This is a genomic window from Aquimarina sp. Aq107, from assembly GCF_943733665.1.
Classification (GTDB): domain Bacteria; phylum Bacteroidota; class Bacteroidia; order Flavobacteriales; family Flavobacteriaceae; genus Aquimarina.
The window spans coordinates 2,462,758-2,478,917 of record NZ_OX030782.1 but is presented as its reverse complement, the minus strand read 5'-3'; the positions used below and the strand labels follow the sequence as shown (position 1 = coordinate 2,478,917).

The 16,160-nt window shown below is 32.7% G+C and carries 12 protein-coding genes; 5 read left to right on the top strand and 7 right to left on the bottom strand.

Annotated features, from left to right (window positions below; genetic code table 11):
* Positions 1-156: 156 nt before the first annotated feature.
* Entirely contained in the window at positions 157-1,260 is a 1,104-nt protein-coding gene (locus tag NMK29_RS10445) for an OmpA family protein (RefSeq protein ID WP_108805415.1), read from the top strand.
* A 67-nt stretch (positions 1,261-1,327) separates the two neighbouring features.
* Here the strand turns inward: NMK29_RS10445 and NMK29_RS10440 are convergent, their stop codons facing one another.
* The gene (locus tag NMK29_RS10440) at positions 1,328-1,651 is read right to left on the bottom strand and encodes a YbaB/EbfC family nucleoid-associated protein (RefSeq protein ID WP_108805416.1); all 324 of its coding nucleotides are present in this window, start codon (positions 1,649-1,651) and stop codon (positions 1,328-1,330) included.
* A 69-nt stretch (positions 1,652-1,720) separates the two neighbouring features.
* On the opposite strand from NMK29_RS10440, the gene NMK29_RS10435 reads away from it, so the two are divergent.
* From NMK29_RS10435 to NMK29_RS10425, 3 genes are all read left to right on the top strand, one after another.
* A complete protein-coding gene (locus NMK29_RS10435) occupies positions 1,721-3,856 on the top strand; it encodes a S9 family peptidase (RefSeq protein WP_108805417.1) in 2,136 nt (711 codons plus the stop codon).
* Between the two features lie 91 nt (positions 3,857-3,947).
* Positions 3,948-4,988 (top strand): PLP-dependent cysteine synthase family protein, encoded by a 1,041-nt coding sequence (locus NMK29_RS10430; protein ID WP_108805418.1) that lies wholly within the window; start codon positions 3,948-3,950, stop codon positions 4,986-4,988.
* A 150-nt stretch (positions 4,989-5,138) separates the two neighbouring features.
* Entirely contained in the window at positions 5,139-6,398 is a 1,260-nt protein-coding gene (locus NMK29_RS10425; RefSeq protein ID WP_108805419.1) for an aminotransferase class I/II-fold pyridoxal phosphate-dependent enzyme, read from the top strand.
* Between the two features lie 63 nt (positions 6,399-6,461).
* On the opposite strand, the gene NMK29_RS10420 is transcribed toward NMK29_RS10425, so the two are convergent.
* From NMK29_RS10420 to NMK29_RS10395, 6 genes are all read right to left on the bottom strand, one after another.
* Entirely contained in the window at positions 6,462-6,653 is a 192-nt protein-coding gene (locus tag NMK29_RS10420; RefSeq protein ID WP_108805420.1) for a hypothetical protein, read from the bottom strand.
* Between the two features lie 123 nt (positions 6,654-6,776).
* A complete protein-coding gene (locus tag NMK29_RS10415; protein WP_108805421.1) occupies positions 6,777-7,895 on the bottom strand; it encodes a GNAT family N-acetyltransferase in 1,119 nt (372 codons plus the stop codon).
* Positions 7,896-8,273: 378 nt separating this feature from the next.
* Positions 8,274-9,791, bottom strand: a complete 1,518-nt coding sequence (locus tag NMK29_RS10410; protein WP_108805422.1) for a RagB/SusD family nutrient uptake outer membrane protein — start codon at positions 9,789-9,791, stop codon at positions 8,274-8,276.
* Between the two features lie 51 nt (positions 9,792-9,842).
* On the bottom strand, positions 9,843-12,878 hold the full coding sequence (locus NMK29_RS10405; RefSeq protein WP_108805423.1) for a TonB-dependent receptor: 3,036 nt from the start codon (positions 12,876-12,878) through the stop codon (positions 9,843-9,845).
* Positions 12,879-13,172: 294 nt separating this feature from the next.
* Complete coding sequence (locus tag NMK29_RS10400) at positions 13,173-13,877, bottom strand: FadR/GntR family transcriptional regulator (RefSeq protein ID WP_027394217.1); 705 nt, start codon at positions 13,875-13,877, stop codon at positions 13,173-13,175.
* 237 nt (positions 13,878-14,114) lie between these two features.
* Complete coding sequence (locus NMK29_RS10395) at positions 14,115-15,770, bottom strand: transporter (protein ID WP_159092358.1); 1,656 nt, start codon at positions 15,768-15,770, stop codon at positions 14,115-14,117.
* Between the two features lie 100 nt (positions 15,771-15,870).
* Between NMK29_RS10395 and NMK29_RS10390 the strand changes: the two genes are divergently transcribed.
* Complete coding sequence (locus tag NMK29_RS10390) at positions 15,871-16,140, top strand: DUF4834 family protein (protein WP_027394216.1); 270 nt, start codon at positions 15,871-15,873, stop codon at positions 16,138-16,140.
* Positions 16,141-16,160: the final 20 nt, after the last annotated feature.

Here is a 16,160-nt window from a genome sequence, read left to right as displayed (position 1 = left end):
CTCAAATATGTTTTTTTTAAGCCTTTTATCGAGAAAAAAAACAGTACGTCGAAAAACGGATAGTTTTTCTAAATGATCATTTTAACATTTCCTTTTGATATGTATAATTTCGTAACTTTAAGTGTAACATAATAATAACCACTAAATCATCAAAACATGAAAAATCGTTTTTTATTAGTACTTCTTGCAATTGCTGGAATTTCTGCTCAGGCTCAAGATTTGCCTGCTAATCCTGAACCAGGAAAGTGCTATGTGCGTTGTACGACACCTGATGTTTACGAAAATCAGAATGTACAAGTTCAAATTACACCAGAGTATAGAAAGCTAAAAACTTATCCTGCTACTTTTGAGACAGTAACTGAAAAAGTATTAGTTAAAGAAGAATCAAAGAAGTTAACTGTAATACCTGCAAAATATAAAACAGAAACAGTAACTTTTATCAAAAAGCAAAAAGCATCTGCTCTAAAAGTAATTCCTGCTAAATTCGGAACAGGAGCAGAAACGGTAGAAATTAAGCCAGCGTATGCTCAATGGGAACTTGGATCTCCAGCACCTGATTGCGCATCAAGTAATCCAGATGACTGTCGTTACTGGTGTTATAAAGGATATCCTGCAGAATTTACTACAGTGCCAATCAAAACATTGAGTAGTGATGCAAGTACTACCAGCAGTGCTATAGCTGAAAAATCTAGTTCATATACAAAAAGAGTAGTTTCTGAGCCAGCTAGAACAATAGAAGAAGTTATACCTGCAGAGTATGCTACGATAACTAAAACTGTAATGGTTAAAGATGCATATTCTGAAGAAGTTGTAGTTCCTGCTACATTTAAATCAGTAAGTAAAGAAGTATTAACACAAAAAGGAGGATTGACTACTTGGAAAGAAGTAGAGTGTTCTTTAGTTGAGTATTCTGCATTACCAATTAATTGGAATCTTGGTAGTGCTACTTTAACTTCTCAAGCTAAGAGTATTATTGATACTAGGTTAATGCCGGTATTAGCCAATAACCCTGGAGCTAAAATGGAAATCGCTTCCCATACAGATGCTAGAGGTTCTAAATCAAGTAATAAGAGTCTTTCTGAAAGAAGAGCACAGGCCGTAGTTACTTATTTATTATCTAAAGGAATAAATGGAAGTCGTTTAGTAGCTAATGGTTATGGAGAAAACAGACTGAAAAATAGATGTGCAGATGGAGTTTCTTGTACGGAGCGTCAGCATGCAGCTAACCGTAGAACTGAGTTTAGATTAATTAATAACTAATAGGTTCTTTATTAATAAGCATAAAAAAAGGAAGCAATTTGCTTCCTTTTTTTATGCTTATTATATTTTATTTAAACATATCCAGACCAGGAATATCAGGCATTCCTTCTTTTGCTACTGCTGCTAATTCAGCTTCATTTACAGCAGTCGCCTTAGCAATGGCTTTATTTAATGTGAGAATTAAATAGTCTTCTAGCTGTTCTTTATCATTTAGTAGTTCGTCGGCAATAGAAACGTTTTTGATTTCTCTGTTAGCAGTTATTGTAACTTTAAGTAGATCATCAGCACTGTTCTCATCTACTAAAACAGTGTCTAGTCTTTTTTTTGTTTCTTCTACTTTTTTCTGGGTTTCTTTTAATTTACCCATCATTCCCATCATATCTCCAAACATTGGTATTTTTTTAATGATTTATTAAGAACAAAATTACTGTTTTAACTGTTAATAAACTAAGAGATTATTGTGAAAACTCTAAGAATTATATTGTTACTAACGATTACTTTTGCAACTTTGCGTAACTATAATAAATTAAATACTTTGGAGATAGAAGTTCAACACCCAAGTGCAGATATAAAAGCTACACATCTCGAAAAACATGGAGATATTCGTATTGATAATTACTTTTGGCTTAACGATAAGGAAAATCCAGAAGTAATCGATTATTTAGAACGTGAGAATGATTATAATGATAGAGTGATGGGACATACAAAAGACTTTCAAAAAAGTCTTTTTGAAGAAATGAAAGCACGTATTAAAGAAGATGATGCATCAGTACCATATAAATTGAATGGATATTGGTATATTACTAGATATGAAACAGGAAAGGATTATCCTATTTACTCTAGAAAAAAAAATACCTTAGAAGCGAAAGAGGAAATATTGTTTGATTGCAATGAAGAGGCAAAAGGATACACTTATTTTAAAATGGTTGGCTTAAATGTAAGTCCAGACAATACATTAATTGCTTTTGGTACTGATACTTTAAGTAGAAGAAAGTATACGATTCGTATCAAAAATTTAGTAACTGGTGAGATATATCCAGAAACAATTGAAACAACTTCTGGTGGAAGTACTTGGGCTGCAGATAGCAAGACATTGTTTTACACTAAGAAAGATGAAGCAACTTTAAGATCGCATAAAATTTTTAGACATAATCTTGGTACAAATTCATCAGAAGATGTAGAAGTATACGAAGAGAAAGATGATACCTTTAATACATTTGTTTATAAAACAAAATCTAAACAGTATATAGTAATTGGATCTAGTAGCACATTAACATCAGAATATCATATTTTAAAAGCTGATGATCCAACTGGAGACTTTGTAGTTTTTCAACCTAGAATTAGAGGTTTAGAATATGGTATCGCTCATTACAGCGGAGATTTTTATGTATTGACAAATGCGGATGAAGCTAAGAACTTTAAATTAATGAAGGTTTCTGAAAAGAATACCTTAAAAGAAAATTGGATTGACCTTATTCCTCATCGTAAGGATGTTTTATTAGAAGATGTTGATATTTTTAAAGAATATCTTGTTATAAGTGAGAGGACTAATGGTTTGAATAAAATTAATATCAAAAGATGGGATGGTACAGAAGATTATTATCTTCCCTTTGATAATGAAACTTACACATCCTATGTAAGTACAAATGTAGATTTCGATACTAAAGTTCTTAGATATGCATATAATTCTTTAACGACTCCAAATTCGGTTATTGATTTTGATATGGAATCTAAAGAAAAAGAGGTCAAAAAGGAACAAGAAGTTTTAGGGGGTAAGTTTGATAAAAATAATTATGTATCAGAAAGGGTATGGGCTACTGCTATGGATGGTACAAAAATACCGATATCCTTAGTCTATAAAAAAGGAATTAAAAAAGATGGAACAAATCCTTTGCTGCAATATGCTTATGGATCTTATGGTTCTACTATTGATCCATATTTTTCAAGTGTTCGATTAAGTTTGTTAGATAGAGGGTTTATTTATGCCATTTCTCATATAAGAGGAGGAGAATATCTAGGGCGTTCTTGGTACGAAGAAGGAAAACTTTTTAAAAAGAAAAATACATTTACAGATTTTGTTGATTGCTCTAAATTTTTGATTTCAGAAGAATATACTAGTGTAAATCATCTTTACGCTATGGGAGGTTCCGCTGGAGGTTTATTAATGGGAGTTATTGTAAATATTGCTCCAGAATTATATAATGGAGTAGTTGCTGCGGTACCTTTTGTTGATGTAGTAACCACTATGTTAGATGATACTATTCCTTTAACTACCGGTGAATATGATGAATGGGGTAATCCAAATGAAAAAGAATACTATGATTACATGAAGTCGTATTCTCCTTATGACAATGTTAGAGCTCAGAATTATCCAAATATGTTAGTTACTACAGGTTTACATGATTCTCAGGTTCAGTATTGGGAACCAGCTAAATGGGTTGCTAAATTAAGAGAATTAAAAACGGATAAGAATCTCCTATTATTACATACTAATATGGAAGCAGGTCATGGAGGGGCTTCTGGAAGGTTCGCAGCTCTGAAGGAAGTTGCAGAAGAATATGCATTTTTATTAGATTTAGAAGGTATAAAGAATTAATTAAAAAAATTAACGTAACTTCGTAGCGTTTTTGTGACGGTTTTTAGACTCCCCTTTTTCAGTTCTATAAATCTGTTTAAAACACAACCTTATGAGAGAAGATATACAGGCTTATGATAATGTTTTAGAGCTTATAGGTGATACTCCACTTGTAAAATTAAACAGAATTATGAAAGGCTATCCAGGAAATTTCTATGCAAAAATAGAATCCTTTAATCCTGGACATTCCACTAAAGATAGAATAGCACTTTATATTATAGAAGAAGCCGAAAAAAAAGGTGTTCTAAAACCTGGAGATACTATTATAGAGACTACTAGTGGTAATACTGGTTTTAGTTTAGCGATGGTAAGTGTAATTAAGGGTTATGAATGTATACTTGCAGTTAGTTCAAAATCATCAAAAGATAAGATTGCCATGCTTAAAAACATGGGAGCTAAGGTATATGTGTGTCCTGCACATGTAAGCGCCGATGACCCTAGATCTTATTATCAAGTAGCCAAAAGGCTTCATGAGGAAATACAAGGTTCGGTTTATATAAATCAATATTTTAATGAGCTGAATATTGATGCTCATTATAACTCAACAGGACCAGAAGTTTGGAATCAAACAAATGGTAATATTACCCACTTTGTGGCCTGTTGTGGTACTGGAGGGACGATTTCTGGAACTGCAAAATATTTGAAAGAGAAGAATAGTGAAGTTCGAGTACTTGGTATCGATGCTTATGGTTCGGTATTAAAAAAATATCACGAAACTAGAGAGTTTGATGAAGAAGAAATTTACCCTTATCGAATTGAAGGTTTAGGTAAGAATCTAATACCTACTGCGACAGACTTTGATGTTATAGATAAGTTCGAAAAGGTAAGTGACGAAGATAGTGCACATACCGCAAGAGAATTGGTGAAAACAGAAGGAATGTTTCTAGGGTATACCAGCGGAGCAGCTATTCAAGGAGTTAAGCAATTAGCTGAACAAGGTGAATTTGACGAAAATAGTAATATAGTTATTATTTTACCCGATCACGGATCTCGCTATATGAGCAAGGTTTTTAGTGATGAATGGATGACGGAACAAGGATTTTTTGATAGTGTTCATGAAGAGGATGCTAAAAAAGTTCAGTTTATAAAGTAAAATTATTTAATGTAAAAATATGAGCATCTGATATTTTACAGATGCTTTTTTTGTGAAAAAATAGGTAGAGGTGGTGATTTAGAATATAATTATGCAATCACATCAATTTTCTGTATTTTCGCAAACTTAAAGAAATCAAATTAGCGGTAGATGAGAGATTTATTTGATAAAATATACGAAGACAAAGGACCTTTAGGAAAATGGGCAGATCAGGCAGAAGGATATTTTGTTTTTCCTAAGTTAGAAGGGCCTATATCAAATAGAATGAAGTTTCAGGGTAGAGAAGTAGTTACCTGGAGTATCAATGATTATTTGGGGTTAGCTAATATGGAAGAAGTTCGTAAGGTTGATGCAGAAGCTGCAGCTGCTTATGGATCCGCATATCCAATGGGAGCTAGAATGATGAGTGGTCATACAGATTTGCATGAGCAATTACAAAATGAATTAGCTCAATTTGTGGATAAAGAAGCTGCTTATTTGTTGAATTTTGGATATCAAGGAATGGTATCTACTATAGATGCATTGGTAAGTAAAGATGATATTATAGTATATGATGTTGATGCTCACGCATGTATTATTGACGGTGTTAGATTACACCAAGGACAACGATATACTTATAGACATAATGATATTGAGAGCATAGAGAAAAATTTAATGAGAGCTACAAGAATGGCTCAAAAAACTGGAGGAGGAATTTTATTAATCTCTGAAGGTGTTTTTGGTATGCGAGGTGAGCAAGGAAGGTTGAAAGAAATTGTTGCACTTAAGGAAAAATATAATTTCAGATTATTTGTAGATGATGCTCACGGTTTTGGTACTCTTGGAGCTACAGGTGCTGGAACAGGTGAGGAGCAAGGAGTACAAGATGATATCGATGTCTACTTCGCTACATTTGCGAAATCGATGGCTAGTACAGGAGCATTTATAGCTGCTGATCAAGAGATTATTGATTATCTTAAGTATAATTTACGTTCTCAAATGTTTGCAAAATCCTTACAAATGCAATTAGTTGTAGGAGCACTTAAACGTTTGGATATGTTACGTACAATGCCAGAGTTAAAAGCAAAACTTTGGGAAAATGTAAACGCTTTACAAAATGGTTTGCGTGATAGAGGTTTTGATTTAGGTACAACTCAGAGCTGTGTTACTCCTGTTTATTTAAAAGGGAGTATTCCTGAAGCAATGGCATTGGTTAAAGATCTAAGAGAAAATCATGGTATTTTTTGCTCGATAGTTGTATACCCTGTAATACCCAAAGGAATGATTTTATTAAGATTGATTCCTACGGCTTCTCATACTATGCAGGATATTGAAGATACATTAAATGCTTTTTCTGCAATAAGAGAAACGTTAGAAAATGGTACTTATAAAAAGATGTCAGCGGCCCTAGCAGAAGCGATGGGAGAATAAAAGATAGTTTAAATAGAATAAAAAAAACAGCTACTTTAAAAAAGTAGCTGTTTTTTTTATTATTTATCTACAATGATATTCAGGGCCTTTAACGCATCTACCATTAACACAGGTACATCGTCCATCGATATTTGTAGAACAATCTAATGTCAATGGTCCAAAACTACAAAAAGGACTACTTCCTCCGTTAATAGATAGTTTTTCTTGTTTCTTAAGTTCGCTAACTCCTTGTAAATTTAAAATCTTTTTGATCATAATGTTATGGTTTTTAGAGTAAAAATTAGTAGTCTAAAAATAATAGTATATCGGGGAAATAATAGTTTTTTTATATTAAAAATTTGCTAAAAAAGATTTAATATAATTTTAGGCCTGTTTTATCTATAGATTCTTTCTGTAAGTTCTACGCATTTTGTGTTGCTCATGCTCATAATCATTCCATAAAGCCTGTATAGCTTTATTCTCTTCTAATTCTGGATTTGTTTCTACCATTTCTATACCATTACGAATAAATGTTTCGTTCATTTCTTTGAATATAAGAGCGGTAACTCCTTTGTTTTGGTATTCGGGATCCACTCCTATAAGATAGAAAGCTGCAGTGTCATTTCTTCTTTGTGCTTTAAGAATATGTAAAAATTTTAAAGGATAAATTTTACCATTCATTTTTTTTAATGCTTTGGAAAAAGAAGGCATAACAATAGAAAAAGCAATTAATTTTCCATTTTTATCAGCAATACAAGTAATATACTCAGGATTTAAATAGGGTAAGTATTTTTTCTTGTACATTTCAATCTGATACTGTTGTATCGGTACAAATGTTTGTAAACTGCTATATGTTTTATTAAGTAAATCAAACATATCATCAGCATATTTTAAAAGTTCTTTGCTTTTTTTGAACTTAAGTAATTGAAGTTGGTAACGTTCTTTGATTATTTTAGCGAACTTGATTACTTTATCTTTAGTTTCTGTAGGCACTTTTATTTTATATTCTACCCAAGTTGCAGCATCTTCGAAACCTAATTGTTCCATATGTTTTTGGTAATATGGATAATTGTACCAAGTAATCATAGTATTAAGTTCTTCAAATCCTTTTATTAAAATACCGGCTTTATCCATATTTGAAAAGCCAACAGGTCCTTCCATATATTCTAAAGAATTTTGTTTACCAAAATCAACAACTTTTTCGAGAAGAGCTTTGGTAACTTCAAGATCATCTATGACATCGAACCATCCGAAACGGATTTTTGGCTTTTGTTGTTCTTTTACTTCAATCCAATTGATAATTGCCGCTATTCTTCCAACAATTTTATTGTTTTTATATGCAAGAAAATATTTAGCTACGGCATTTTTAAAAACAGGATTTTTAGCCGGATTCATTACATCTAACTCTTCTTTAATAATAGAAGGAACGTAATAGGGAGAGTCTTTATATAATTCAAAAGGAAACTTAACAAATGTAGTTAAATCTGCTTTAGAGGTAATTTCTTTAATCGTAATCATACAACTTCGCTAGTTCGTAACAAATATATGACCCTTTTATCAAACATCTTAACGTAAACAGGTCATTTTAATAAATCAATCGATAACTTGATCATTATGATAGTTGACTGTAATGTTTTTCTAAAAAAAATACTCCACTGACCAAACTAATGATCAATGGAGTAAAGGATACATAACAAACAATAATTTTACTTATTATTTATACACACACAACTTTAGTATCCAGGATTTTTACTAATTTTAATTAGTTGCATTTATTTCGCTAATTGAAGTTTAATTACATTAAACCGTTGATGATTTTAAAAAGGCTAATTCAATTCATCTTTCGGTTTTCTTATGTTTCTCATAGCGATTATGTATTTAAAATAAGGTTACCTATTAATACCCGTCATTTTGAGATAAGTTAGGATTTCTTAGTATTTCTTCATTTGGAATAGGTAATAGATAATCACGAGTTGGATCAAAGTTAGCTTTTAGCCCTTCGAGTCCAGTTGATCCAAACACTTGTGTTCCCATTTCTCTTCTAGCGATATCATACCATCTTTTAAATTCGAAAGCTAGCTCTAATCTACGTTCCTCTAATACCATGGTTCTAAAATTGTCTTGAGACAAACCAGAGACATCAGCCGGGAAATCAGAACCATTTCTAGCTCTAGCTCTTACTCTATTTACATATTGGTGAGCTTCTTCGCTTCCACCATTGATTTCATTTAATGCCTCTGCCGCTATTAACAATACTTCTGCATACCTCATTGTAGCATAATTAGTTTCTGATGCACGACCATTCCCATTAGCTGTTGCTCCTATGAATCGAGTATATTTAGCAATATGAGGACGGTTTACGGCTCTTGTATTAAAATCCCTAAATACAGTATATGGCTCTACATTACCATTAAAAATTCCGGTAGCATCAAAACTCACTGCTTTTCTATAATCGCGGTCATCCCAGGTATCAAAAACTTCTAAAGAAGGCACAGCAACAGACCAACCACCGCCAAGGTCATACTGCTCATCCGATCTAATTCCTGTTAATGGTGGCGCATAATCAGTTCCATCATCAGTCTGATTAATGTTTCTTATTGCCTGAAAATCAATTGCAAATAAAGGTTCTTGTGAAGCATCTTGTTTGGAGGAATCAAATAAATCTTGGAAATTAGCCTCTAAGCCTAATTGATAGGTTCCTTCGTTGTCAATTACCTCTTTAGCCTTATTATAGGCCATTTGATAATTCCCCATAGTTAAGTATACCAAAGATAAATAAGAAGTAGCTGTAGCCTTTGCTGGTAATGTTCTTGTTGTTTGCGTATTAGGCAACCAGGTTTCAGCGAATTCTAAATCTGCAATGATGTTTTCATATACTTCAGCTGTTGGTGTAGAACTTATAGAAGATGCTGTTTGAATATCAGTAACAGGCGTATCTAAATAGGGGATATCCCCAAAAAGTCTCACCATATGAAAATAAGTGAATGCTCTCATAAAATATGCTTGAGCAATAATTTCATTTTCTTCAGCCTCATCTGCATCTAATAACTCCGCTCCCGCAATTGCTTGATTTGCTGCAGCAATGGTTTGGTACATTGCTGGCCAAAAGTCATCAATCATTCCATTATCTGACAATACTGTAAAATCATTGTGGTCAATTCTTCTCTGTGCAGTGGTCGGATCTCCAATATCTACCATATCACCACGTACCATAATGGTTAACGTAAATTTTCTTCCCCAAATATCTTCGTGACCCACACGACCATAAGTTCCGTTTACAGCTACCTGTAAATCGTCTAAAGAACTAAAAAAACTTTCTGGAGCCAAAATTCCTACCGGATTTTCTTCCAAATCCGAACATCCTATTGTTGAGACTATTGTCGACAATAAGAATAAGATTTTAATTGTTTTCATATGTTTTTATTTTTATTACTAATATATTATAATATTTTGTTAGTCAACTAGTTAAAAGGTTACGTTGATTCCGAAATTAACAGATCTCACGGTTGGGTAATTCCCAAAATCAAAACCTCTTGTAGTATTAGCATTTGTAGAGCCACCAGATCCACCAGATCCAAAAAAGCTAACTTCTGGATCTAAACCAGAGTAATCTGTGAACGTAAGCAAGTTCTGACCACTAACAGAAACCCTCACTTTATCGATACCCATTCTTTCAGTTACAGCATTTGGTATAGTGTACCCTAAAGCTATATTTTTTAATCTCACATATGTACCATCTTCTACAAAACGAGAAGTAAGAATTTTATCGGTTCTTAATGCTACACGTGGTACATCTGTATTAGTGTTTGTTGGTGTCCAAGCATTCAATATATCGGTAGAAGCATTAGAATCTCCAGCATCTAATTGAATTGCAGTAAGATTTGCAACATCGCCACCTACAGCTCCTTGAAAAAAGATATTTAAATCAATATTTTTATAGGTGAAATTATTAGTAATACCAAATGTGAAATCTGGTGTAGGATCCCCAATAATTTTTTGATCATCTGTATTGATAACACCATCAGCGGTACCATTTTCATCAGGTATATCTGTAAATAACTGATCTCCTGCTTGTGCTCCTGCAAAAGTTGCAGTTCCTTCTGGCAAGTCTCCTCCTTGATATACACCTCTATACTCGTATCCCCAGAAAACTCCAGCAGCTTCTCCTTCTCTTAAAAGGTGTGTGTTGTCAGTGTTAAAATAACCTGGAGATGCATCTAAAAATACATCGATACCTCCTATTAAGGCCTCAACAGTGTTGGTGTTGGTAGACCAATTAAAATCTGTAGTCCAGGTAAAGTTTTCTTTAACAATATTTCTTGTATTTAAAGAAATTTCAAATCCTTTATTATTAACCTCCCCAATATTTCTAATACTAGCTGTGGTTAAAAATCCAAGATATTCTGGCTGACTAGCATCGGCTAACAGTAAATCTTCTGTGTCTATATTATAATAATCCAGAGAAAGAGAAATTCTATTATTTATAAATCCTAAATCCAACCCAATGTTGGTTTGGTAAGAAGATTCCCATTGTAGATCTGGATTTGCAGCTTGATCTGGAACAACAGCTCCAACAACATTTCCATTTATAATCCCTAATACTGTTTGGAATCTAGCTAAAGACTGATAAGCACTAATTGCTTGATTACCCGTCACACCATAACTAGCTCTAAACTTTAGATTGGAGATAGTACTGTTATCTTTCAGAAAACTTTCATTAGAAATTTTCCATCCTATGGCTGCAGAAGGGAAAATAGCACTTTGATTATTTACAGCAAAATTCGACGAAGCATCTCTTCTTACCGTAGCAGTTAACAAATAACGATCATCATAGTCAAGATTTAATCTTCCAAACTGAGATTGAATTTCTATTTCAGAAAAAGATGAAGTAGGGGTTAATGCAGTGGTTCCTCCTGATAGATTGAAAAAAGAGAATGTATTTGAGACAAAGCCTTCTGCTCCTGAAGAAGAAGTTTCTGTAGTATTTTTTTGATAAGAATATCCCGCTAATAACGTTAAATCGAATTTACCGATTTCTTTATTATAAGTCAGATAATTTTCACTGATTACATTTGTGTTTCTAACATTTGATATAATAGCTCTTCCTCCAACATCTCCAGCAGTAATTCGTAAAGTAGAAGGCCTAAAAAGCCCATTTGTTTGATTTCGAGTACTAAAACCAAATGTAGTTTTAAAGTTCAACCCATTCAGAATTTCATAATCTGCATATAAATTAGCTCTGTAATTATCTGTCTTAGTTTCATTGATCCCTTCTGTTGCAATAGCAAAAGGATTATCAACATCATCACCAACAGAGTTAATCGTATTTACCCCATTTTCATTCAATACTCCTAAATCTGGAGCAAATCTAAAGGCTAAAGAAACTACATCATCACCACCTCCATTAGCAGTTTGACCTGTAGATTGTGTTGGAACACCATCTTGAGCTCCTCGACTACCAAAAAGATTGATCCCTAACTTTAACTTATCGGTCATCTGGGCATCTATGTTGGATAGGAAAGTTACTCGCTCGAATTCTGAATTAATAATAACACCTTCTTGTTTAAAATAATTTGCAGAAGCATAAAAATTTATATTATCACTTCCTCCTGAAAAAGAAAATTGATGATCCGAAGTACTACCGCTTCTATATAGTAAGTCTTGCCAATCTGTATTGGCAGGCCCTTGAACATAGGCAGGATTTAATTCTTGCTGATACGCTGCAAATTGATCCGCATTTAATAAATCTAGTTCATTAGTAATATTTTGTACCGAGTAATTCGAATTAACATCAATAGATAACTTTCCTTTTCTACCTTTTTTTGTAGTGACTAGAACAACTCCATTTGACCCTCTAGAACCATAAATAGCAGCTGCAGAAGCATCTTTAAGTACTTCTATGGATTCTATGTCATTCGCCTGCGGAAAAATAGCACCCACAAAACCATCTACAACAATAAGAGGATCACTGTTAGCGTTGATCGAGGTATTCCCTCTAACTTGGATATTAACAGCAGATCCAGGCTCACCTCCATTATTGGATTGAACTACAACACCAGCTGCACGTCCTTGAAGTGCTTGTGCTGCATTCAAAACAGGGAAAGCCGTTAATTCATCCGATTTTACGGAAGATACAGAACCTGTTACATCACTCTTACGCTGAGAACCATAACCGACAACAACGATTTCTTCTAGTGCTTCGGAATCTTCTTCCATAGATACATTTAGAGTAGTTTGTCCAGATATCGTGACATTTTTTGTGGTAAGTCCTATATAAGAGAATTGTACTACATCTCCTGATTTTACATTTATGCTATATTTTCCGTCAAAATCTGTTACTGTTCCTCTAGAAGTCCCCTTAACGAGAACACTCAAACCAGGAATAGGTGTATTCGTTTCAATTGATGTTACAGTACCAGTTAACTCATAATTTTCTTGAGCATATGAGGTGAAATGGTACAATAACGATAGTAGTAAAGCTATAGTTATTTTGTGATTCATGTGTAATTGTTTCAATGATTAGTTTAATTTCAGATATAAGCCTATCTGCTTTTTAAGCTGTTTCGACTTGTGTTTTACTTAACTAAACATTAACAAAGGCAAAATTTCAACCATATTATGATTTATTATATTTGCGGTCGCATGTTTACTTAGGTAATTGTGTACTATTATTCTTGTTAATTAACTTCTCCCTCTAACTTGAAGTGATTACAGAATAATTGAAGAGGATAGGTTATTGCCTGTCCTTTTTTTATTTATTTAATATTGGATTTACTCTACATAGGCTAGGTGGTTTTAATTAGTATTGCAGTAATTATATAAATCGTTAAAATGAATTTTTAAGCTCTTAATCGCTTGATCAGGATCATTATCTTTTATAGCATTTACAATATCTTGATGTTCCTGGATTAATGTAGAGAAATTAGTTTCGTCGCAAATCTTATTATTTACGAAATTTGTTATTATTTCTGGAGTGATTACTAACATTAAAGAATTGATAACACTGTTACAACTTGCTTCTGCTACTTTTAGATGAAATAGTAAATCTTCATCTACAGCGTTTTCTCCATTGATAGATTTTTTTATGTAAGCTTCGTGCGCTTGTTCTATTTGATATAGTTGTTTGTCAGTTCTTCTTATAGCTGCTAGTTTTACAGCCTTCGTTTCAAGTATTAATCTTGTTTCTACCAATGATTTGAAATCAGGTATTTGTAGGTGTAGAATATTAGCCATCATAGAATTTAATGCGCCTACACCAATTTTGGAAACGAAAGTTCCACTCTTAGGATATCGTTTTACTAACCCATAAAATTCTAATTTTTGAATGGCGAGTCTTAATTGACTTCTACTAGCACCAAATTTTTCAGATAATGTTCTCTCAGAAGGTAATTTATCTCCAGGTTCTAATTGTCGATTGATAATTAGATCTCTTATTTTGGAGATCACCTTTTCTACTTCATCTTTTGGTGATAATGGGTCGGTTTCTAAGTTAATTCTCATAGTTATAAATTGGTCAACCAAATTGGTTAACCAAATATAAGAGAATTATTTTAACCTACGTATTTTTAATGTTAAAAAATGATAGAAATATTAAAAAATAGATGTTTTTTATTCGATATTGTCATTATTGAGGACTAATTATTAATTGTTTAATCTGACAAAAGCGAAGATTAAAAAAGGGCTAAACATAATTTGTTTAGCCCTTTTGTATTAATAGATATTAAAAATTATAGATGATTATCCATCACCATTATCATTATCTTCATTCTCCTTTTCTTCTTTCTTTTTCTTTTTCTCTTCCGCTTTCTTGCGTTTTTCTTCTTCTTTCTTTCTTTTCTTTTCTTCTTTTAAACGCTTTTTTTCTTCTTTCTTTCTTCGTTTTTCTTCTTCTTTTTTAGCTTTTTCTTGTTCTTTCTGAAGCTTTTCATAAGCAGCATCTATGTCTTCTTCATCTTCGTCGACTTTTTTCTTTTCTTCAGTTTCTTCTTTTGCTTTTTCAGGTTCGAGCTCTTTTTCCATTTCTTCTAACTTTTTGAGCTCATCATCAATTTGTTTTAATTCATCATCGAGGCCTTCATCTTGTTCCATTTTATCCAACTCAGCGTCTATATCCTCAATCATTTTTTGCTTTTCTTTTTCAGCTTTGATTTTAGCTTTTTCCGCTTGCTTAGCTTCTTTTGCTTCTCTTTTTAATCTTCTACGCTCTTCTTTCTGGAATTTTTTATCATCTTTTTTATCTTGCTTTTCTTTTTCTATACGCTCACGTTCTAGGCGTTGTTCAGTCCTTCTTGCGTCAAGATCTTGTTCCATAGCATCTCTATGGCTTCCATCTTCAAATTCATTTATAAAAGGAGTTTTTTCTAGTTTTAAGCTATCATTTTCTATCTCTTCAAATTCTTGATCGATATTTAAACTATCACTTTCTTTTTTATTTAATTCTTCTTCTCCTTCTTTTTTCTTTATACCACTTTCGAAACCTGGTTTTTCTATAATCTCATCCTTCTTATGCCAATCAAATCGATAAGAAGCTCCTACACTAACTCTGAATATAGAAGGAGTGTCCTTAAAATTTGTAGCAACATTAGCATCTATTTGTAAATCATTATTAAATAAATAAGCTCCTCCCAGTCGAACTATATTATCACTATAGAAATCACTTTTTTGTCCTTGATATTCCCCAAAGACGGCCCATTTATCATTTAGAGTATGAGTACTCGTAATTATCCAGCCGTATGCGGGATTATCGGTAGTAATTTTATCTATTATTAAGTTAGTAACTAATACCCAACTTCCTGCATTACTAGTCCACCAGTTGTTCTGAGTCATCAAAACAATTTTTGGGCTAATTGTTTGATCATTTGGAAATGTAAATGGATTGTCTGTATTTACATAATTCATACCTACATAAGCAGAAACAGCAGGAATCAGAGTTTTCCATTTAAATCTATAACGTTCTTTCCAACTTTTTAATTCATCGTAGTTGATGGAATCATTTTCTTTAGGTTTTTTATAAGGATCATATATTAGGTATTTAACACCAATGGTATTAAATTCGAAATCTGTTCTTCTTATTTTTTCTTCATTTGCTCCAATCGTTTGTCTAATTCCTTCACTTCTAAAGCTACCATTTATATTAATCTCTAGTTGTTCGATCAATAATCCATATCTTATTGCATAATCAAAATTGAATGTATTTGTTTTGGTGTCAAATAGTTTATGTTTTTCTTTTCCAAAGCCTAATCCACCTTCTAGTTGTAGTACATTATTACCAACTGAGAAAGCTCCCTGTGAAGTTCCAGGCCTATTAGTATTAATTTTCTCAGTGTATTGCGCAGATGCAGCTAAGCCTAGTAGGTATAGGCTAACAAACAGCAGCATAGATTTAGGGCTCATATTCAATAGATTTGGTTCAAATATAGCAGATTTTATCATTTTTTTAGGACTGACATCATGTAATTGTATAGAGAGTTCCCTATTTTTGAAGAAAAATAATATGCAAGTTGCTTCTTTATCAGGGGTATTAAAGGTAATTCTCATTCTATTATTAATATATTATGGATTAAAGATACTAACGCGTTTATTTGGTCCTCTATTGCTTAGATATGTAACAAAGAAAGCTGGAGAAAAGTTTCAGCAGCAATTTCAGCAATACCAACAACCTCAATCTTCTCCGAATAATGATACTACTATAGATAAAAAGCCTAAACAAAAATCTGGTAATAAAGATGTAGGTGAGTACATCGATTTTGAGGAAATTGATTAATTTGGCGCTTCAATCGTAAA